The sequence below is a fragment of the Fulvivirga sp. M361 genome, from assembly GCF_007097395.1.
Taxonomy (GTDB): domain Bacteria; phylum Bacteroidota; class Bacteroidia; order Cytophagales; family Cyclobacteriaceae; genus Fulvivirga.
In genome coordinates this window covers 81,868-102,364 of the sequence record NZ_VKDC01000019.1, presented here as the reverse complement: position 1 = coordinate 102,364, position 20,497 = coordinate 81,868, and the positions used below count along the sequence as shown (strand labels likewise).

Here is a 20,497-nt window from a genome sequence, read left to right as displayed (position 1 = left end):
TAATAAAAGTTGATCAAGTTCAAACCAAATTTGGAAACCCCCGTCAATGGTATGGACTAGATAAGGAATATTAAGAAGAATTCGAAAGAAAAACTACCTTGAAATTCAAACTTCCGGGCTTTTCTTGGGTTTTCCATTTTCAGGTCATGAACGTTCTGATGTACCGGGACCCTGTTTGTCATGGAAGGCAGGCCAGCATGTCGTGATTTACCGGATAGAGGGACAAACCCATTATTTTGCTTCCGATTTTGGTACTAATAGTACCCGTTTATTATACATTTCAAAGTTGATCAATACTTGAGTTTAAAATATATAATAAGCATCATGGAAAGCGGAAACCTCATCATGGTCGAGACAGTTGACTTGGATGAAACGGCAATATTGCAGTTCAGGCTCACAACAGGGGGAACACAGTTTTACTTCATTGATCATAATCGGATGGATTATTGGATATTCTTTATGAAGTTGCTAAAAGGAAGGATCAATATGACCGATTGGCATTACGACAACTGCAGGCATAACCTTCACGGTAGTAAGCAAAGAGTGGTAATCAGGTGTTACTAAAAAGGTCTTCTATGTATTTAAGTACAATAGGTACGCCCGGTCCACTCATAATTTCTCCTCCAAACCAAATGCCTTGTTTTCCTTGCTCCTTGTGCAATTTTTCTATTTTATCAAAGTCACCTACCTGAACAAACGGGTTATTCCATTTTACAACCCGCCATCCGTAAGGCTTAACCTGAGAACGAGATAGGTCGAACTTAAATTCTGTCGTAGCTTGATGCCATTTGTTGTGAATGAATGTCTCGTCTATTTTCTCAATGTCAATGTTATTGACCATGGTTAAGGATTGGAACATTGTATCTGCATGAAAGCACTTAAATAGTCCGTATTTTGATCCATCCTTTTTGACTGTGTTTGTTCCTATTTTGTGTGGATTGTTATAGTCAAGGTAAATGCCTTTTTCTAAATACTTCAATTTGTCAGATTCCAGGTTACAGAAGGAAGTAAGTATATAATTGTGCCTTTCGGATCTTATAGGCGCTACTAAGTCATTTATATATGGGTACCTGAATTTTTTTAAATGTTGCATTGGTAAGGCCAGAACTACCTCATTAAAACCAGAAAACACTTCCTTTTGATCATTGATCACATGATATTGCTCTTTTGCATCAGCATCTTTATCTATATCCACTATCGTCTGATTCAACATAACGTCTGTATTTTCAACATTATCAAGCAGTGATTGCAGGAAAACATCATATCCGGTAGTGAGCATTAGAAATTTAAAGGGTAAAGCTGTGTGCATATTTAGCAAATCGTTCTTGTCGATGAATGACCCGATCAATTCCAGTATTCCATTTTTTGAGAAGAGTTTTTTTAGGTAATTATAATTTGTATAACTATTCCTGGAAGTAATAACAGATAGCGCTTCTGCCCCCTCAATAGAGTTTCCAAAAATGGTAGAAAAGTAATCGATGGCTTTCGGGTAGGTGGTCAATCCAAGCTGTTCGAAAAGCCCATGGAAAGTTTTGCCACGCTCAAAACCATCCACTTTTTCTAAATCTATCATATTAGAATATTGATCGATATCAGAAAAATATTTGTAGATCCTCATGGCTTCTTTCAGCATTTGAAACTTTGATACTTTTTCAAAAAAAGGAGGGAGCGTAGCTTTCTTGTTGTCTTTCAGGAAATGATAATCTCCTATGTCTTCTAACAACACACCTTTTTGTTTTAACAGATGATCCAAAGGAGGGTATATGCCAGGTTTGCCGAATTGATTGCAGGGGATGAACTTTGTGGTGTAGTCAAGATACTGGCCTTTATACTTTTCTGATGCAGCAAGGCCACCCAGCTTGTTTGAACCTTCAAATAGTACCACCTGATGGTCTTTTTTTTCAGAAAGTTTGAGTGCGGAAAAGATGCCAAATGGCCCTCCTCCAATTACAGCAATTTTCTTCATAAGTCTGCCTTTAGGTCAGTAGGGACATTTGGTATTCCATTTACATTGCTTTTATTCGGGGGATGCCCAAAAACATTGATCACTTCTTTTTCCGTGGGCTCTCGATAAACCGGTTTGCTATGATTTTGATAGTATGCTCCGTAAAGAAGTAGTACAGGTCCCAAATTAAGAGGATAAGAGTATCCCATTTTTTTGCCAATGTTATCCACCAGTTTTAAGTAGTTCATAAGGTTTTTAATATCAGAAACCACTCTCATCAATTGAGGCTTGAAATCGTTTGTCTTAAAAAAACTTTTAAGCATTCTTTCCTCTTGTTCTTCCTTTCTCTTTATTTCATCACCAGTCATCATTTTAGATAAGTATATAATGGCATGCTGTACGGCATGGTAACCATTGAGCATACCCAAACCCCGGAGGGCTATTGGTCCCATGAAATACAGACGAGGGAGTTTGTGGTGGATGGAAAACTGGAAGAGGTGCCTGGCTTTTAAAATATCTATCTTTTCCTCATTAGCTTTGAACTTCGGGTAATCCGGAGCGACTTCTGTACCAAAGCAGGCTATAATAGCCCTGCATGATATTAATTTCTGAGCACCATCACCCTTCTGACGCACTACTACTTTATCTTTTTGCAGGGCCACTATCTCTCCCTGAGTAAATGGCACACTCCTGGCCACTTTTACCATGTCGTGATCTATTACTCCCAAATGATAGTCGGCTTCAGACGTTTCCGGATGTACGTTGAGCATGAGATCGCTCAACCTTAAAAAACGCATACTGGTTTTAGGGAAAAAACCAAAGGCCAGGTGGCCTATCAGTGCCTTTAGCCTGTCAAGTGGTTTTGATCGTCTGCCCTTTTTTCTATGATAGATGCCTTTATCATAATTGTACATCCAGTAAGTTTTCCGGGCTACCCACTCCACCGGAATATCCTGGGCAACAAGAATGTTTACAATATCATGAGCAGCTTTAGAACCACCCGCCACTACAACGGGACGATTAGATTTCTTTAATTTTTCCAGTACTGCATCACTTACACCGTGACTTGTATATATCGATCCTTCAAAATCGCTTATTCCCGGAATATCAGGGAATTTTTTTGCCTTAAAACCAAAACCACTTAGCATGACAAACTCCCCACTTTCAGTATATTTCTCACCTGAGATCACATCTCTCACGGTACACCGAATCTCTTTTTCAGAGATCTGATCAATTGCTTTTACTTGACTATTGAGCCTGATATTATCGCTAAGTCGCACATCGTTGACATACCTTTTCATGTACTCTACCACATCTGATGCCGGAACTCTGTCCAAAGGGTTTGAAACTATGTCTTTGGGGAATGGATATCCTATAAACTCGATAGTACTCGCAGCTGCATGAGTGGTTAAGTGGCTATAAGCAATACCTTTCGCCCAGGTTCCGCCTATATCGGAGTTTTGATCAAAAACAATAACTTCACAGCCATACCTGTTTTTTAGCATAGCTGCTGCCTGTATACCAGCCCAACCAGCCCCAATAATTAGCACTTTCATAAACTCTGCTTCAACATATCAAAAAATGATATTATTTGTAATTCATTGAACTAAAACAAGTTTTAAATAATATTTTTTAAATATTTCAAGGTGCTAACTAAGATTTAGGGAGTAAATCTATCAAAAAACGCTTAAAAGCCGCTATTGATATATCCGGTTGATCATTTTTTTGTAATTCCTGACAGCATACTTACTGAATAGTAGGTATGGTTATTGAACGCTTATGTTAGCTGGCATATGACTAAAAAGCAATTTTTGGAGTTGACTTCTACTGTTAAATTGGCTTTAGATTTTGCTTAAAGTTGCTTTTACAAGTAGATAAGAACATGTAGAAATAAAGTGTTTCAGTAGTAGGCCTGTTCCAAATACAATCTGTGGTTTAGCTGCTTGGAAAAGAGAAGAATGAAAACTTAAACAAGATATTTGCAGAGATCTCAAACAAATGTAGAAACTGAAGTTTTTCATGAAGGATCTAACAGGGTACTCGTTATAAATATCAAGCCAGAACTTTTATTTCTTATCTGAGTTCCAGGAGAGCAATATTCTCCATATGATGTGTTTGTTTGGTTTGAAATCAGCTTACATTGCATCTAGGAAGTACTTTTTGTTGAGTTTCATTTCCTTCGGACAAAGGCAGGTTCGTTTCTCATCATTTTCTTAAGTAGAAGAGAAAAACATAGGAAATCCTTCTCATTTTTCGAAAAACCAAAATAAAAGATGGGAAATGATAGGTCATCAAAATTGAAAGGTAAGGTCCGGAACCACTGTAATTGCTGATGGAGATGAACTTTCAGAAGGTGTCTCGAGGTGAGGTGAAATGCAGACCAATTCTTGAATAACATGCTGGCATACGACTTACCCTCTTTAAGGAGCTACTTTACTTCAAAGGTCAGAGTGGCCCAATTTGATTCATAGTCAAGATTTTCCTCTTCACTTTCAAGCATATGAATCGTTGCAATGTACCAGTGACCTTTAGTATCGATCTTGAAGCTGACCTCACCATTTTTGTCTGTTGTTGAAGCGATCTCGTCCTTTCCTTTCTCTTCCAAATTTTTCCTTGAGCTTATATGCACAGTTTGATTGACTAACGGTTGCCCCAGGTATAAAAGCTTGAAGGACATTTCATCACCGACGGACAAGTAGTAAGGATTTTTTAAAGGGACAAATTCTATTGGATAATCGAGTTGAGTAGAAAAATGGTCGGTTCTTTTTTTATCCACTTGAAGGATTGCTTTCACGTGCTTGGAATATTTTTCTTTGGCAGTTTCATGAGAGATCCCTTTCTTTTTTCGGTCTGATAGTATCCTGGTCAGCCCTTCATGCTCCAGGTAATCTGTAAATTTCTCTCCACTTAATTCGATAGTTCTTGGTTTTGTAGAGATTCCGGCCACATAAGTTCCTTCGTCCCCTGTCTTAAATTTTAAGTAAGTAATGTCACCTTTATCGTAGTAATCATCAGAGGAAGGCTTTAAATCGTAATCAGGTCCAATGATTTGGGGATCAATAATTCTATCCCTTGTTATTACATTTTCGCTTTCATCAAATGTTCCATTAAAAAGGTACAGCACTCCTAGGCTGTTTTCCTCAAAAAAGTAGGAATCACATTTAAGAAAGAGTTCGTGTGACGATAAAAGAAAAAACAATACCATCAACGTCAGTATTTTGCTAATAGCTCTCATGTATAATATAGTTAGATATAGATATAGCTTGTTGCTTAAGGCTTTTTAAGATTACAAAGGTGTTGTGTTGAGTTCTATATACCGGACTGGTTCCCGTTTACGTGCTTTTGATAGAATTTCCATGCATTTTTTGCCACATTTCTTCCAAGCTCTAATCCGGCAACGTTATCAGCCTGGATGTGGTATCCTCCGAGAACTCTCGATATCCCGGCCATTTCTGCAGTTTCTGTAAATGTTGGAAATTTTAGGGTCACAGTATCACCAAGATTATTTGGTTCTGTTAATGCTCCGGCTACCAGATCTACCTCCTCTCCAAATACATCACTGCCTGTCCAGAGTTTAAGGGCTTCACCGCAGGCCCCACTTATGCAACTATGTCCTGAAACATAACTCGGAAATGGAGGACATAAAAATGTTTCAGGCGAGTAAGGTCGCCACTGGTTACCATCCATTTCCATCATGCCTTTGCCTTCCCCTCCCCAGGCTTTGATAATTTGATTTTCGTAATACTTATGTACTAAGGCATAGGGCCTGGCATAGTCATAGTACATTTTTGAGTCCCAAGAGGCTATAAATGCATCCATCGCTACCACCTGATTGAAAAAATACATCTTAACATCTTCATCAAGGGTATGGTCATCTCTTCTGGAAACATCCTGGGCAAACTTCAACCAGTGACCTGCTTGCTGTACGGATTGAGGACCATCTCGCATAAATTCGACCAGTGCCTTTTCATAATCCGTTAAACCTGCTTGTAGTTCAATGACTTCCTGGACCTCTTTTTGTAGTTGCTCTGATCCAATCATCGGTGGAGGCCCCGGGCGAAATTGATCACTGGATTTAAGTGAAACAGGTTTTACCTTGTCCCAAAAAGGCGTTAAACAACCCGGTGCATATTTTCCACCTTGGCCATCGGCGAAGTACTTAGGTTGCCAACGGTTTAGATCAACATTTTTATCGGCAGAATTAACGGGCTCATACCCAACGTAATTAAAGTACGGCTCTTCGTTTGAACCTTCTTCTTCACCATATTGATTGGCTCCATCACCCTTACGGGCTTCAATCACTGATTTTGCAGCCAGATTTCCAATTCCTTCAGGAGTGGCCGGGTCCATAGAGTTGTTCACCGGATCTAAATCCAGTGTCCTCATAAAGTTTGCAAACAGTTCTTTATCAGAGTAATAATATTCTTCCATGGTTCGAAAAGCAGCATAACTGATGGCGATTTCCTTGTTGCTCAGAGAGTGTTCGTTAAGGGGGCGTCTTTCTGCTCCTTTCAAATAAACAGGGGTTGCCTTTTCGTCATACCTGGACCATGCATCGAAAACAGCAATAAAAATTAAACCAAGATACCGCGATGTCACCGTTGGCCTTGGCCGAAACCTTTCTGTATCATTGGCAGTGGCTTGCAGTGCCATTTCACCCCACCGATAGGCAAGGTTTTCTACACCTGCTGGTTCGGAAGCGTTTTGATGGTTTTGGCCACATGTGACCATTATTGACGATAAAATAACTATTGGTAAAATTCGTTTCATAGGAGTGAGGCAGATGATAATATCAAAATTATAAATTTTTAGATTTTAGTAGGTGGTTAGCCAATAGTGATTTTATTAACACGATCGAACTGCTCAAACCTTACTACCTCGTCTTATAAAACCCATCTCAATAACCAGTATCTAATCAATCTTCAACGGATGTGTAGGGTCAGATGATGAACGCTATTTGCAGCGTTGGAAAGTTCTTGGCCAGTTATCAATAGGCAAGGGGCAGTAGGCAAAATGTCCCGTCCTAAATAGAGGCTACACATCAAGTAGCAAGGGGTCAGGTTTATGGAGTATTTGATGGATAATGAAAAATTCCTTTAGCAATAATTTCTTACCCTATAACGTACCTGGTGGAAAACTATTTCCGGCTACGTCTTGCTTTCCATGCAAAACACGAATCAAGATCATTTTATCCTCAATAATTCGAAAGTAGAAACATCTATCGCGATAGGGGAATCCTCGCAATCCTTTACTTATCCAATCACGGGATGATCCTGTTACTCCCAATTTTGCTAACTCAAAAATTTTATGTGTTAAGTCCTCAAGAAAAGCTAAAGCTGCATCTGGATTATCAGCGGAAATATGATCATAAATACCAGCAAGGTCAGTACTTGCAGTATCGGTTATGATGAGCTGTAAAGGTTTTATGATTTGTGGGTTTTGCTTTTTGCTAAAATATCCTTGAGCAAATCTGAAGGTTCGGCATACGATTGTAAATGACCCGTCTTAATATCTGCATCACCTTTGGCAATTTCCACCCGAAGTCTTTGGAGCTTTTGATTGTTTTCATAATCCTCAAGTAAGCGTAAACCAGCTCTTACAACTTCCGTTCGATTACCAAAGCGACCATTTTTAACCATATCTGAGATAAAACCCCTATCATGTTTTCCAAGTGTAAAGCTTACCGTTTTTGTTGATTCACCCATAATGACTTTCCTTTACATAAAGATACGTAAAACTGGTTCAAATAATATTATTACAATATATAATATTATGTCTGTCCTGAATTTTGTCCGTAGGACATGTCTGCTTCTTCTTAGAAAGTAATTATAAATCTTAATTTTTTTATGGCATTGCCACTTTCTCAAAATCGTTAGCAGCTTTCGTTTTTTGACTTTGATTTAGATTAGCAGTAAGTGAACGATACAGATCTTCAAAGATCACATGATTGTTTTCGTTTTCACTGATCCATGACTTTAGCTTACCATAAAAGTTTCCAAGACCAATGGTCAGACTTAAATCATACATAGCCATCGTTCCTTTGTTGCCCTCGAGGTAGTCGATACCGTCTGCATAAATCAATGGCGGCTCTTGGTTAGGTTCATTGCCACGCTCTTTGCCATAAAAACTCTTTTTCTTGTCTAAAAGCCCGGTGACCGCCCTCTCTCCGTGGGCAGATTTAACCACCTGAAGAGCAAGTGCCTGGGGCAAAGCCTTGGTCAGCATATCTGCGCCTTGCACATTGGCCACCTGTACATTTTGGTGTATCCAGTGGCTGATCATCTGTGTGGCAATAGAAAAAGTGATGTAGGCTTTTTCAGGCAGGCCGGAAGCATCCACATACCACCCTTCGGTCTCAGCGATGGCAATACTGTTTGCGAACCCATAGTTATCCTCTTGATAGGAAGGAATTTCTACGACCCTCAACTCCTCAAAAGGATAGGGCCCAAGCTTTTCTGAAATGAATTGATGAGTATTTTTAACCACCTTCTGAAACAATTCAATGTTGTAATGGTGCGATGACTTGTAGAAAAAGTGACTCGCTAATCCAGCCTCAGAAAAAGATTGCTTTTCGTACCTGGCAGAACCGAAGTACCATTCGTACGGACTGGCATCCACTATGTTGTACTCGTAGGAGCGTCTACCATTTTCTTCATCCGATCGGACCAGCTTTCCCGGTGCTATTGCCATCTGGTCAACAGAGGTGCTAATGGTCACCGTCCCTTTGATCGACTCGGCGTATGCCGTGAAATAGCCTTCCAATCGTGCTTCGCTATCCTGCGTACCTGCCATCCTGGAAGTGATCTTCTCCAGGTTATGGAACTGACGATCTCTGTTTTGATCCAGTTCTCTGTCCGAGTGGTATCCGATCCCGGGCAAGATATCCTTGGCGTTCATAAAGGTGCCATTGAAGGTCAAATCCGGTTGAGGAGATTCGCCACTTTGTGTAAACCCTACATATTGCTTTTTAGCGGAAATACTCAGCGTCCCGGTCTCAGCAGAGTCTATTTTGACAGGAAGTGCCAATTGTCCGAGGGCTTCATCTATCCAGGCGATAGCTACTGACTGTTTGTTCCATTGGATTTGGTCAAAAACCACAAAGTCTTCAAAGTGCAGATAAAGCGTATCAATATAAATACCTGCCCGGTTGGACAGTTGCATTTCTGCCTCGTAAACGGCTTTTCGTTCCGCCGGATAGATATCCAGATCGACATTAAGACTAGTCAACTTAGGCTGAGGAATGGGTTCTATCCACTTGTACTTTTTCTCGTATGCTGCGTCCGACATTTTCTCCTCGGTCTCCGTCTCAAAATTGCCCTTATCGTTTACTTCTCTGACAATGAATGACTGAAGGAAGAAAAAAGCGATTAGACTGAGTAAAGCCACTCCTTTGCCTGATAAATTCAGCTGGTTGGTCCGGAAGGTAAGCTTACGCATGAAATTGAGAGATGTGCCTCTCCTCCAGAAATGGATGCCCAGCAAAACCAATACAACAGTGAAACACGTCCACATCAGGAAAAACCAGAACGATGCTGTCTTCCAAATACCGTAACCATTGAGTTCGGAATAATCCTCCACACCTGGAACCAGGGCAAAGCCAAATCTCACCTCTTCCATGATGCCCTGATCGAAGCTGATGATATTAAACAGGTAATAGCCAACGCATAGAATATGAGTTAAGAAGCGGTTTCCGGTAAGTCCAGAGACAAAAAACACAAGAGCAATATGCATCACAAAAGTCAGCCAACCCCATTTATACCCCAGTAGATCATCGGCATAACGCAGCAGATCTATTTCCTGCCATCCACCCATCAGCACCTGCGCTACTATACCACATGCCATGATGACAAGTGCCATGATCAATGCGATCCCACACATGGCCACAAACTTGGAAAACTGAGTCACCCAAATAGGCACAGGAAGTGCATCCGTAATTTGCCAGATGTTTGATACTTTATCCTTAAAGAATAGCTCTCCTGCCCAGATCATAAGGATAATCATGATAAAAAAACCATTCGGTAATCTTACAAAGGTCATGACCGAAGTGAGAGGTTCGGTGGGACCAAGGTAATAGGTGGCATTCCACATGACGTTTTGGAGGAAAAACATCAAAGCGAAAATGCCCAGGATTATTTTGAAATTAACAGGCCGGACGACATTGTTAAACTCCAATACAGAGAGCCTCCAAAACTTTCGTATAAATTCCAGAGAGGTGAAATCCAGCCTCACTCCGGGGATGCTCAATTTAAGCCCGGAGTTAGAAGTGTCATCCACCAATTGCGACTTCTTCTTTGCATTTTCTGTAATGAATTGTTTGAAAGAGAACCTCCGGTAAGCCAAAATAAATAAAATCAGTGAGCCTCCAACCCATAGCAGACGGTTCAGGAAGAAAGTGGTGTTGAACTGAAGGTAACCGGTATTTTTCAGGGCCGCCGGCAGTGCATCCATTTGATGGGCAGTGTACACATAGGTAAACGGATCCATTAGCTCATAGATAAAAGGATCAGACGCATTTTCACGGGTTGCCTCAGCAATTAGAAAGAACATCACAACACCAAATATGCTGAGGTATCCTGCCGCCATCTTTTTGAAGAAGACCAGCATCGAGAAGCATATCATAGTGAGCATAAAAAGGTTGACGGTGGTAAGCAGGAAGAATCCGTGAAACATCTGCCCCCATGGCATAGGCCCAAACTTTTCAGGGCCGGCGATCCCACTGTAGGGAGTCAGCAACATCCCTACAAAAAATCCTGTACTGATGATTACATTGATCAAAAAAGCGGCGATAAAACGTCCCAGGAAAAACTGTTTTTCATTCATGGGAAGCGCATACAGAAAACCAGCTGATTTGTACTGAATGTCTTTGTAAAGCAGCGTACCTGTGATAATAGCGATGACTATGATCAGTAGCATTCCTCCACCGGCAAAATTTCGGTAGAATAATGCCGAGCCATTCATCAGCGTACTGTCGCTTACATAATGCTCATAACTTCCCTGGGTATACCACACACCCTGAAATACGAGCATCAGAAAAAAGAGGAGCGTAATGGGTTGTTTGAACCGTGCATTCAGCTCGAATTGTAAGATTTTTTTTAACATGTGTATCTATTTAATGGGCGATTTTTATGTTTCCTTCTTTCTGTTGAAATTCTCATAACTTTTACTTTTTGACTATATCAGATAGCTTGTTGTTCTAATTATAAGCCTGCTATCACCTCAAAGTCAACGCAAAATTTTGCAGTATTTTACCTTTCACATTTATTCTTATTTGGTCCCATTCCGCAACTTTCTTTTTCATTGTCATTCCTTCCCCAAAAGCTCTTTCTGCATGTTTGTTCCATGTGCTGTAAAAAAATGGAGCTGCCTTAATTTCTTGCCAAGTGGTGAAACCAATGATATGGATCAAGTCCCATTCCGGCATATTTTCGGTTGCGGCAATTCTTTTCTCTAGTTCGAAACCAACGAATCGTCCTACCTTGTCCCGACTATGCAAATCCTGCATAGCAGGCCCGGAAAACCTATATTGATCCTCATAGTATGACTTTCTGGCTTCCATATTAGAAAACAGATACTCGATTGTTTGTGACATTTTAGGTTCTCTCGAGATACCATTTTTTACAGGATAGAACATGTCTATTCCTTTTTGAACTTTCATTACATCTAAAGCACGGAAATTCCCCGCTACAGCTGATTTTCTGATAACTGAGTCGAGTGATGAGTAGAGGCTATGGTCAACTTTGTCCGAAAGCATGAGTACGATGCAATTGGTCCATTGTTGATCCTCCTCCTCATAGTTGAATGCTTTATGATGAAAAGGGAATACTTGTTTTATCAGTTTCTGATCATGCAAATCTTTAACTGTAGGATGTATACTTTTTTCATAGTCCCTCCAAAAAGCCATTTGGTCGTCAGTTTCCCAGGTTACCACTAAAGCCCTTCTATTTTCATCAGTGAGCATATCTGTTTGAATTTCATCATAGGTAAAATCTTCCGCTAAGAGAAAGATGGAAAACGCTAGAATAGCAAGCAGCAGTAAGATTAAAATGCGTCTGATCATGGATGCCACTGATAGTAATTATACCGTTTCAATCTCTTTTTTACGGGTTAATGTACCATTCTTCAAGACGTTGAAATAAGCATCTTCCAGATTAGGTATTTTCTGATCAAAATCATGATCCGGTCGATGATCAGAAGCTACTGTAATCAACAGCTTACCCAGGTGGAAACGGTTAGAAATGACGTTGAGCGAGCCTTCATATTTTTCCAATTCGTCCTTGTCGATTTCCTTTTCCCAAATTTTGCCATCCAATGCACCAGCCACTTCATTTGGAGTACCTGTCAGCAATACCTCTCCATGACCAATGATCGCCATTTGATTGCAGAGGGTACTCACATCTTCCACGATGTGTGTTGATAGGATCACTACGGTATTTTCGCCGATCTCAGAGAGCAGGTTGTAGAACCTGTTTCGTTCCATCGGGTCTAGCCCGGCGGTAGGCTCATCTACAATGATGAGTTTAGGATTACCTAGTAGTGCCTGAGCAATGCCAAAGCGCTGTTTCATACCTCCGGAATAACCTCCTAGCTTCTTATTCCTAACGTCCCATAGGTTGACTCTTCGAAGGAGTGCTTCTACCTGGTCTTTGCGTTCTCCTGTATTTGTAATGCCTTTCATATCGGCAATATGTGTGAGCAATTCTGCTGAGGTAGCCGTAGGATACATGCCAAATTCCTGGGGAAGGTATCCCAATACTTGGCGCAGCTTATCCGGCTGTTTGGCCACATCTATGTCATCAAAGTGAATGCTACCCTTATCGGCATCCTGGAGTGTAGCGATGGTTTTCATCAGCGTGGACTTACCCGCACCATTTTGGCCAAGCAGGCCAAACATGCCCTGGTTAATTTTGAGGCTTACATTTTTCAAGGCTTGTACCCCATTAGAGTACGTTTTCGAGAGGTTTTTTATTTCTAATTGCATGATTTCGAATGATTTAGATGTATTAAAATTTAGGTGTGAGTCTTCCGGTGTGGGACTTATATTCTATGTATTGCTGCCCAAAAGTTTCTTCCATCATCTTTTCTTCATGGTTTATTCTTAGGAAATAGAGCAGACCAAAAGTCAAAATGCCACTCAGTCCCGCTATATAATTATTGAGTAATAATGCCTGGCTTATAACTGATAACCATATCGCTGTATACATTGGGTGACGGATGTTCTTGTAAACACCTGTAGAGACCAGGGTATGTTGCTTTCGTATCTCCAGACTTACAGACCAATTTTGACCCAGATCTTTATGTGATCTGTAAAAAAAGCCACACGGATAACGCTATCATCGTTATCCCAAGAAAATGAAGCCAGATTGGTAGCTGATAATTTGCAAAATTCAGAAGCTCTGAAAAAAAATAGATCAAGGGAAGGATCATCATACCGATGTATACCAGAAAGAGCAGTAATTTTTCCAGGAGACTAATCTGATTGTTAATGATTGTATTCTTCTTATTTCTCCGTTCATGGGGTATTCGAATGATGAAAGTGGCAATCATGAAACAGCCATAGATGATTTTTAAGATAATTGGTTCCATACTTACATAAGGGTTGGTTGAGGTTTTAAGAATATGCTTTTGAGCTCTCCAAAATGGCTCAAAACCAGAATTCCATTCATCAAAAACATAATGCCATCAAATATTATAAACCCGACATATTTTGAAATAAAGACATGCGTCATGAGCAGGCACAATAGTAGTGGGACCATCATCACTGCTCCCAAGAGATAGGTGCGTTTGAAAACCAACAGCGACCCGTTGAGTAACTGGAAAAATCCAACATAATAGAGATAGCCTGTCTCCATCAGGAAGTTGTAGAACTCGAAGAACTTCGGATCAGTCATATCTACATCCGATTTAAAGACGGAGGGGTTGTACGGCAGGAATAGTTTTTCTATTCCTGCATATACAAACACCAGTGCCAAAAGAAATCGGATGATATATCGTGTTATTGCCATAGATATGCAGCTAAATTACCCATCAGCATCAGTCAGTCCAGGCTGTAAAGCTGCGGCAGGCCTACGGTCTCGAATTGCTTAGTGGCTGACAGTTTGTCCAGGTCCACTTTCATTACAAAATTTTCTCCGTTGCTTTCGAAAGGAACATAGCCAAATCCATTTTCGAAATAAGAAACAGCCGCTAGTGCCCCTCTGGTGTATTCTTCCGTTACAACGGAGGCCGTTTTGTTTTTGAGATCGAAACTCCACCATTGGAAGATAGGGTCTACAAAGTAAGAGAATGGATTCTCCGGATCGATTGCCTGCGGATCTTGCACGGCAGCAAGAAACTTCCCGTTACCATAGTATTCAAAGTTCATGACACCATTACCTGTGCCTCTGGAGGCATCTTCCACATCAAAATAGTAATCCTGGTCGAAATCGGTTTCACCGTTTGTTATTTTTAGAATACAGGCAGGCTTAAATCCAGGACGCAAAAATGGATTAGCCCAGAAATTATGACAGAGCATGTAGATGTCGTTGTTTTCATCTAACTGCATAAAAGAGTTTCCTCCTCCGGAACCCCAGGCTCCGGTGGAAGATCCGCGCTCATCGTAGATCCGTTTCACCACTGCCGACTGATTTCCTACAGTATTTGCATCGATTTTATCCAAATCCACTACGATAATGGAACATCCGATTTCTGCCGGTACAAAGTTTTCTATGTTAGATACCGGCATCAAAGCAGCGAAGAGGAAGTTGTCCCTGATGATGATTTCTGAAACAGCTTCACCCTTATAAACTCCCCCTTCCGTAGGATAATCAGTGGACTCTCCGATCTTGGAGACCGCAGAAAAATCGATCGTTCCTGTTTTGATCATAGTGGTCGGGTCAAATATGACAATGCTTGTGTTCAGGCCACCGACAAATGCCGTGTTATTGTCTTTAAATGCTGTATTTCCTTGAAATACCAATTCTGTAAGTGATAATTCTCCAGCCTTGATAGCTCTGTTAGATTCGTCTAAATCCCATTTGACCATTTGGCCAATGGCATAGTCACTAAAAAAAATCGAGCCATTGAAAGAGTGCACCATAGCACCTGTCGCCGGACTTAATTCTGTAGCATTACTATTACTGATGGAACCAGTAGAGTCTACGGAGACCCGTTGCAGGAAGAAGGCACGATTTTGACCGTCGGCATTCAGCGTAGAAGTGATCATCGCAAACTCCCCGGGTTGCTGATCGACTTTTATATCATCGTCATCACAACTGACGAAGGATAAGACCCCCAGTAACGGGAGTACATAAAGTAAAAACCTGTTTGCTTTGTAAAGTTGTTTTTTCATTTTATTCGATTCGTTATACTTAAATTCTTTCTAAGAAAATTCTTGCCTTGACGTAAAAACTTCTCCCGGGTTTTTGAACTTCAAAATTGTCAAAAGCCAGTGCATCAAAGAGGTTTCGGCATTCAAACCCCACACTCCATTTTTCTTTGGGCGCCAGCCATGCGGCAGATAGATTATGGATCGTTTGGGATGGAGTATTGGACTGGTCTATGGCGTTCTGATCCCAGGCTATCAAGAATGAGTTTACATAATTCAGGCTATACAGTAATTTGATTTTACCCTTGCTAACGGGCAGTTTTGGGATAGAATAATCGGCTATGAAGTTGGAAAAGAAATAAGGCTCATTGGGAACTCTCTCGCCGATAGAACTCGTCGAAAAACCTCTACTGGTATCCAGTTCTTTGGCTATCGCGTTTTGATAGGTTGCATTGAGCGAAAATTTAAGAGTGGATATAGGTTGGAAACTTCCGTTTATCTCCACTCCGGTTGTTTCTACCCGTGACAGGTTTTCATATTGAGAGTTGGCCCTGTCAGCCACTATCAGAAATACCTTGTTGGACGTGTTTCGGTAAAAAAACGAACTTCCAACTTTAATCTTTTTATTCTTAGATGTCCACCCTATACCTGAATTGATATTTTGGCTTTCTTCCGGTCTTAATCCAGGGTTTGGGATTATTCTGATAAAGTCACCGAACAACTCATCACTATCCGGCTGGCGTACGGTAAATTCATAACCCAAATTGGCGACTATAGATGGGTTGATGTGATACTGAAGTACATTTCCATAACCAAACATTGAGTAGACATTTTGCTCTGTCGGTCCTACTTCGTCAAATTCGAAACTGATGGCCTCAGACTGTTGGTAGAAGTGTTTGACGGAAATGATATTAGTGAGTGCCGAATGGAACAGTTCACTCTGTAGTGCCAGGCCTGTGTAGTTTTTAAGCAGGTATTGAGGTTCTCCCAGACCTTGTTGATTCTCTTGAGAAAATGCACGGTTAGCGGCCCTGAGTGCATCTCGTGTAAATAACGCAGTTAAGTTTAGGCTGTGCTGCTTGTCTATGGCAAGGTTAGCGCTCTGTCTGATGAAATACGTTTCCTTATCCACCAGCGGAGTAGTACCGTTACTAAAAATGCCTGATTCGCCTTGGAGACCGGATGGACGGGGTTCAAAACTCTGGTCCCAGCGATACGTTTTACGGGTTGTGTCAACGAAAGCCAATTGGTTGGTGATGAATCCTGACGAAAGATTGATATCCCAGCGGTCATCTTTTCCGAATTTTTTCCAGGTCAAGGCAGTACTCCAGGAGTCTTCCTCGGAAAATGCCTCGCCCCAAGGGTTTTCGGCGGTCACACCATGCTGCCATTCACGGTCAACGTTGGATAGCGTGGAGTGTAGTTGGATTTCATCTGCCCATGAGAGGTTTCTTGCACCAATTGTCAGCCTGACCAATTTTGAATCGAAAGTGTCATTAAATCTTCTGGCACGTCCTCTTTTGGTATTGGTAATTCCTGGTTTTGAGGTGAGCTCATCTTTGACCAGCACATCATCCATCCAGTAGTTGTTGTTCGAATAGGTTTGAAATCCCTCCAGACTGACACCGAACTTGCGATCTTTTCCGAATCGCTTGTTTAAACCCAATGTCGTTTGGTGTGTATTCCATGAGCCATAAGAGTAGCTCAAATCCAAATAGTCCGAATTCTTTTGTCTGGTGGTAATGTTGATTACGCCTCCCAGGGCATCCGAGCCAAACTTTATAGGGATCGTCCCTTTGTACACTTCTATGTTTTCAATGATTCCTTGAGAGATATTATTGAGTGAATAGCCCGCTCCAAGTAAAGAAACAGGGATTTCATCGATAAATGTCTTCACTCCTTTTCCTCCTATTCCGTTGATAGAGATGTTCACCTCACTGCCCACACCCCCATTCTGCCGAATGCGCATACCTGGCATCTGGTTGATGATATTGACAACTTCCACAGGTTGGGATCTAATGTTCTCCAAACTGATGAACGCTGCCTTATGAGGCTGTTTGAGAACTCTATCTCGTTCAGAACCACCTTTGATAACCACTTGATCAAGTTCAGTAACTTTCTCCTTCAGATTCAAGCGTATCGATGTGGTATTTCTGCTTATTTGAACCTTATGTATTAAATCTTCAAACCCTAGATAAGCAACTTTAATGCTGTATGACCTGTCAAGTTCAAGCGCAAACCTGACCTCACCATTTGTATCAGAAATGCCCTTGAAGTCTGTCCCCAAAACTTCTACATATGCCCCTGGAATTTTATCTTTATTTGAGTCCAGGACCTTGAACTTTACATTCGCATTGTTTGGCTGAGCCAACAATGCCGGTGTACCAATTAAAGCATAAAAGAATAGAAGCGATTTAAGTTGAGATAGCGAGAAAAAAGAACTATACCTGGTATACACGAGTAGATTTATTAAATGCTTATTTAGAATTATTCTAAACGAAAGCAAACCTACGCGTATGGATAATGCAAGGACCTACGCCAAAGGGAGAAAAACGTACGCAATAAGGAGAAAAGCTAAACACTTTAAGATCATTGGTGTTTAAACTGATCTGGGTCGTTCAAAATAGGCCTTCAAAGTAAGGTGCCTTAGTCTGTTATCATCTGTATAATTTCACTATGATTAGCGATTGATTTTTCACTTCGGATTACTCAATTTTGTTTATGCGCAAGTATTATTTGATCGGTAACATCCAAATCTTGAATGCTATATGAAAACAAGAATTTATGGATCTGAACTTCAAGAATTGGTTGTAGAGACTGTGTATCCAGAGTGTTTTCGCACTGATAAATCATCCTTTTTAGAGCGGAATTACAATGCTAAGCACTTGTTGATCGAAGGGTCTTATCGGGAGATTTTTTTTGAGGGAATACATATAGGCTATGGTGATTTCAAGTTACCTAAAACCACATCCATCTACTTTGATACTGATATGGAAACCATCGAGATGCATTTTGCCCTGCAAGGCAGAGCTCGCACCAGCTCAAAGGTCTTTCAGAGGGAGGTAGATTTTAATGCAAATCAGCACAACTTGATTTATGCTAATGAATTTAAAGGAGCTATTGAATGGTGTGCTGAAAAAGATATGAAGGTATTTGAAATCAACTTATGGCCTTCTTTCTTCACCAAGTATCTTCCGGAAGGAGATCTCTTTGATCTGTTTCGTAAGAGTATTGAAAAAAAAGAAGGTGCCGTTCTTTCTCCTCATAACTATCCTATCACACCCCAAATGATGACCTTGATCCACCAGATGTTAAACTGTAACCGCACCGGACATTTTAAACGAATGTTTCTGGAATCGCATGTTATTGAACTTTTGATGTTACAACTTGAACAAATCAGTAACCATAATTGTGAGGTGTTTTGTGCCGCTAACAAGCAACATGAAGAGAAACTTTATACAGCACGTGAAATTCTCAGTCAGCAACTTACTGGCGAACTCACTTTGAACAGCCTGGCCCACCAAGTGGGTACTAATGAGTTTACACTCAAGAAGGGGTTTAAAGAGTTGTTTGGTACTACCGTTTTTGGGTACTGGAATGAGGTAAAAATGCAAGAAGCTAAAACAATGCTAACGGAAGGTAAGTTGAATGTTGCAGAAGTGAGTGCCAGAGTTGGGTATAAAAACCCACAGCATTTTAGCGCGGCATTTAAAAGGTACTATGGTTATCCACCTAGTGAATCGCGGTGGTGAATCAGTCATTTATCTTTTCAACTTGAGCAAAGTCACGCATTCCACATGATGTGTTTGTTTCACTCAAAATTGCTTTCTATTGCGTTTATAGGCTGTTTTTTGATACTTCAGATACAAATACGGGCAAAAGCATATTCATTTCTCTTTTTCTCAGATAAGTTGGGAAAATGATGAGAAATCCTTCCAATCCAAACAGGAAGAGTGGGTGAAATATTGGAGATTTCCAATCTAATAAGCTGCTAACAAGAGCTACTTGAGATTAACTTCGTACCGGGTACTTCGACCACCTCCTGATACAAGGAAAACTTCTTTCTCCACTAAATCTTGTAAATCCCTGGTAGCCGTTGCTTTGGTAGTTTTGGCAATAGACATATATTTTTTTGCACTCATTCCACCTTCAAACCCTTTTGACCCTTCTTCCAGCATGCGGTTTGTTACACGCATTTGTCTTTCGTTGAGCTTGTTTTTGTAACGATCGAAGAACTTGGATTTTTTGACTATGAAAGCAATTAATTCCTCAGCTTCAGCCTGAGCATTAACAACCACTTGCACAAAGTAATTGATCCAGTGGGTCAGATCATTGGATGATTGTGCCTCCTTCAGTGCGTTGTAGTAGTCATTTTTATTTGCTTCAATAGTTCTGGAAAGGCTGATTAAGGCAGGTTTACCCATGCCCTCAGATATGGCTTTTTCCGAAATTGCGCGGCCAATACGCCCGTTCCCATCTTCAAAAGGATGAATTGTTTCGAAATATGCGTGTGCTATAGCCGATCGAACGGGGGCTTTCTTTATTTCCTTCGTTCTTCCCGGGGCAGTATCGTTGAACCACGATATAAATTGCTGCATTTCTTTAGGAACATTCATTGAAGGTGGTGCTTCAAAATGTACTGTTTCTTTACCTATCGAACCTGAAACCACTTGCATGGGGTCTTTGTGGGTTCTCCACTGCCCGGCATTGATTCCTTTGCTTCCTTTCATGATCATTCTGTGCCAGTTGAAAAGCATTTCTTTACTCAATGGCTTATCATGGTTTTCTCTGACACTTACCATTAATTCGGAAGCACCTTCTGCACGAAGGTCATGTGTCTTGGCCATATTAGTCTTAAACCCCAGGTTTCTTCGAATAGAAGACATGACATCTTGATGGCTGAGATATTCATTTTCAATTTCAGATGTCTTAATGGCTTCGGCAACCATCAATTCAATCACAGTTTCCTGCTGATAGTCATTAGGCAGTGCTTCTAATAAGCCAGTACTTTTCCCTGATTTCTGCGCAAAATCTATGAGTAACTCATCAATTTGGGACGTATTATATTTGAAATCAGGCCAATCCGATTGTTGCCAATTATACATCATGAGCCAATTATAATATATTTTCGGCTCAAATTTAACTAAAAAATGAGCCGATTAGTGAATTTATTCGGCTCATCACACTTACCATAATCATTCTTTTGCGCTCATGATATATTTGCCTCCTCTTATCCGTGAATAAAATTC

General features: G+C 40.7%; 15 protein-coding genes and 1 pseudogene. 2 read left to right on the top strand and 14 right to left on the bottom strand.

Features of this window, described 5'->3' with window-relative positions:
* Positions 1-324: 324 nt before the first annotated feature.
* On the top strand, positions 325-564 hold the full coding sequence (locus FNH22_RS19680; RefSeq protein WP_143400150.1) for a hypothetical protein: 240 nt from the start codon (positions 325-327) through the stop codon (positions 562-564).
* Here FNH22_RS19680 and FNH22_RS19675 read toward each other — a convergent pair.
* The 13 genes and pseudogenes from FNH22_RS19675 to FNH22_RS19615 form a co-directional block, all read right to left on the bottom strand.
* Positions 551-1,966, bottom strand: coding sequence for an FAD-dependent oxidoreductase (locus FNH22_RS19675; RefSeq protein WP_143400149.1), 1,416 nt, complete (start codon positions 1,964-1,966; stop codon positions 551-553). The two genes, FNH22_RS19680 and FNH22_RS19675, sit on opposite strands and share 14 nt — an antisense overlap.
* Positions 1,963-3,501: an FAD-dependent oxidoreductase gene (locus FNH22_RS19670; protein WP_143400148.1), complete on the bottom strand. Its 1,539-nt coding sequence runs from the start codon at positions 3,499-3,501 to the stop codon at positions 1,963-1,965. Before FNH22_RS19670 ends, FNH22_RS19675 begins: the two co-directional genes overlap by 4 nt.
* Before the next feature lie 872 nt (positions 3,502-4,373).
* Positions 4,374-5,180 carry a DUF4198 domain-containing protein gene (locus tag FNH22_RS19665; RefSeq protein ID WP_143400147.1) on the bottom strand — a complete coding sequence of 269 codons (807 nt, stop codon included), beginning with the start codon at positions 5,178-5,180 and terminating at the stop codon, positions 4,374-4,376.
* 74 nt (positions 5,181-5,254) lie between these two features.
* On the bottom strand, positions 5,255-6,715 hold the full coding sequence (locus tag FNH22_RS19660) for a vanadium-dependent haloperoxidase (protein WP_143400146.1): 1,461 nt from the start codon (positions 6,713-6,715) through the stop codon (positions 5,255-5,257).
* A gap of 345 nt (positions 6,716-7,060) precedes the next feature.
* Positions 7,061-7,351: a type II toxin-antitoxin system RelE/ParE family toxin gene (locus FNH22_RS32960; RefSeq protein WP_143400215.1), complete on the bottom strand. Its 291-nt coding sequence runs from the start codon at positions 7,349-7,351 to the stop codon at positions 7,061-7,063.
* Between the two features lie 17 nt (positions 7,352-7,368).
* Positions 7,369-7,650 carry a type II toxin-antitoxin system ParD family antitoxin gene (locus tag FNH22_RS19650; RefSeq protein WP_143400145.1) on the bottom strand — a complete coding sequence of 94 codons (282 nt, stop codon included), beginning with the start codon at positions 7,648-7,650 and terminating at the stop codon, positions 7,369-7,371.
* Positions 7,651-7,789: 139 nt separating this feature from the next.
* On the bottom strand, positions 7,790-11,044 hold the full coding sequence (locus FNH22_RS19645; RefSeq protein WP_143400144.1) for a hypothetical protein: 3,255 nt from the start codon (positions 11,042-11,044) through the stop codon (positions 7,790-7,792).
* A gap of 112 nt (positions 11,045-11,156) precedes the next feature.
* Positions 11,157-12,002, bottom strand: coding sequence for a hypothetical protein (locus FNH22_RS19640; RefSeq protein ID WP_143400143.1), 846 nt, complete (start codon positions 12,000-12,002; stop codon positions 11,157-11,159).
* Positions 12,003-12,020: 18 nt separating this feature from the next.
* Positions 12,021-12,923, bottom strand: coding sequence for an ABC transporter ATP-binding protein (locus FNH22_RS19635; RefSeq protein WP_143400142.1), 903 nt, complete (start codon positions 12,921-12,923; stop codon positions 12,021-12,023).
* Between the two features lie 22 nt (positions 12,924-12,945).
* Positions 12,946-13,245 (bottom strand): annotated as a pseudogene (locus FNH22_RS32955) (protein-S-isoprenylcysteine O-methyltransferase); the annotation flags it as partial.
* 285 nt (positions 13,246-13,530) lie between these two features.
* On the bottom strand, positions 13,531-13,947 hold the full coding sequence (locus FNH22_RS19625; protein ID WP_143400141.1) for a DoxX family membrane protein: 417 nt from the start codon (positions 13,945-13,947) through the stop codon (positions 13,531-13,533).
* Positions 13,948-13,979: 32 nt separating this feature from the next.
* A complete protein-coding gene (locus FNH22_RS19620) occupies positions 13,980-15,272 on the bottom strand; it encodes a hypothetical protein (protein ID WP_143400140.1) in 1,293 nt (430 codons plus the stop codon).
* Between the two features lie 19 nt (positions 15,273-15,291).
* Positions 15,292-17,706 carry a TonB-dependent receptor plug domain-containing protein gene (locus tag FNH22_RS19615; RefSeq protein ID WP_143400139.1) on the bottom strand — a complete coding sequence of 805 codons (2,415 nt, stop codon included), beginning with the start codon at positions 17,704-17,706 and terminating at the stop codon, positions 15,292-15,294.
* Between the two features lie 310 nt (positions 17,707-18,016).
* Here FNH22_RS19615 and FNH22_RS19610 point away from each other — a divergent pair, with 310 nt between their 5' ends.
* Positions 18,017-19,000 (top strand): helix-turn-helix transcriptional regulator, encoded by a 984-nt coding sequence (locus FNH22_RS19610; RefSeq protein WP_143400138.1) that lies wholly within the window; start codon positions 18,017-18,019, stop codon positions 18,998-19,000.
* 249 nt (positions 19,001-19,249) lie between these two features.
* Here FNH22_RS19610 and FNH22_RS19605 read toward each other — a convergent pair whose 3' ends face one another.
* Positions 19,250-20,356: a Fic family protein gene (locus FNH22_RS19605; RefSeq protein WP_143400137.1), complete on the bottom strand. Its 1,107-nt coding sequence runs from the start codon at positions 20,354-20,356 to the stop codon at positions 19,250-19,252.
* Between the last annotated feature and the right edge of the window lie 141 nt (positions 20,357-20,497).

Bases quoted from the DNA above. Each gene is read 5' to 3' on its own strand.
- FNH22_RS19625 (WP_143400141.1), bottom strand. From the start codon at position 13,947: ATGGCAATAACACGATATATCATCCGATTTCTTTTGGCACTGGTGTTT.
- FNH22_RS19605 (WP_143400137.1), bottom strand. From the start codon at position 20,356: ATGATGTATAATTGGCAACAATCGGATTGGCCTGATTTCAAATATAAT.
- FNH22_RS19650 (WP_143400145.1), bottom strand. From the start codon at position 7,650: ATGGGTGAATCAACAAAAACGGTAAGCTTTACACTTGGAAAACATGAT.
- FNH22_RS19610 (WP_143400138.1), top strand. From the start codon at position 18,017: ATGAAAACAAGAATTTATGGATCTGAACTTCAAGAATTGGTTGTAGAG.
- FNH22_RS19670 (WP_143400148.1), bottom strand. From the start codon at position 3,501: ATGAAAGTGCTAATTATTGGGGCTGGTTGGGCTGGTATACAGGCAGCA.
- FNH22_RS19645 (WP_143400144.1), bottom strand. From the start codon at position 11,044: ATGTTAAAAAAAATCTTACAATTCGAGCTGAATGCACGGTTCAAACAA.
- FNH22_RS19635 (WP_143400142.1), bottom strand. From the start codon at position 12,923: ATGCAATTAGAAATAAAAAACCTCTCGAAAACGTACTCTAATGGGGTA.
- FNH22_RS19620 (WP_143400140.1), bottom strand. From the start codon at position 15,272: ATGAAAAAACAACTTTACAAAGCAAACAGGTTTTTACTTTATGTACTC.
- FNH22_RS19675 (WP_143400149.1), bottom strand. From the start codon at position 1,966: ATGAAGAAAATTGCTGTAATTGGAGGAGGGCCATTTGGCATCTTTTCC.
- FNH22_RS19660 (WP_143400146.1), bottom strand. From the start codon at position 6,715: ATGAAACGAATTTTACCAATAGTTATTTTATCGTCAATAATGGTCACA.
- FNH22_RS19640 (WP_143400143.1), bottom strand. From the start codon at position 12,002: ATGATCAGACGCATTTTAATCTTACTGCTGCTTGCTATTCTAGCGTTT.
- FNH22_RS19680 (WP_143400150.1), top strand. From the start codon at position 325: ATGGAAAGCGGAAACCTCATCATGGTCGAGACAGTTGACTTGGATGAA.
- FNH22_RS19665 (WP_143400147.1), bottom strand. From the start codon at position 5,180: ATGAGAGCTATTAGCAAAATACTGACGTTGATGGTATTGTTTTTTCTT.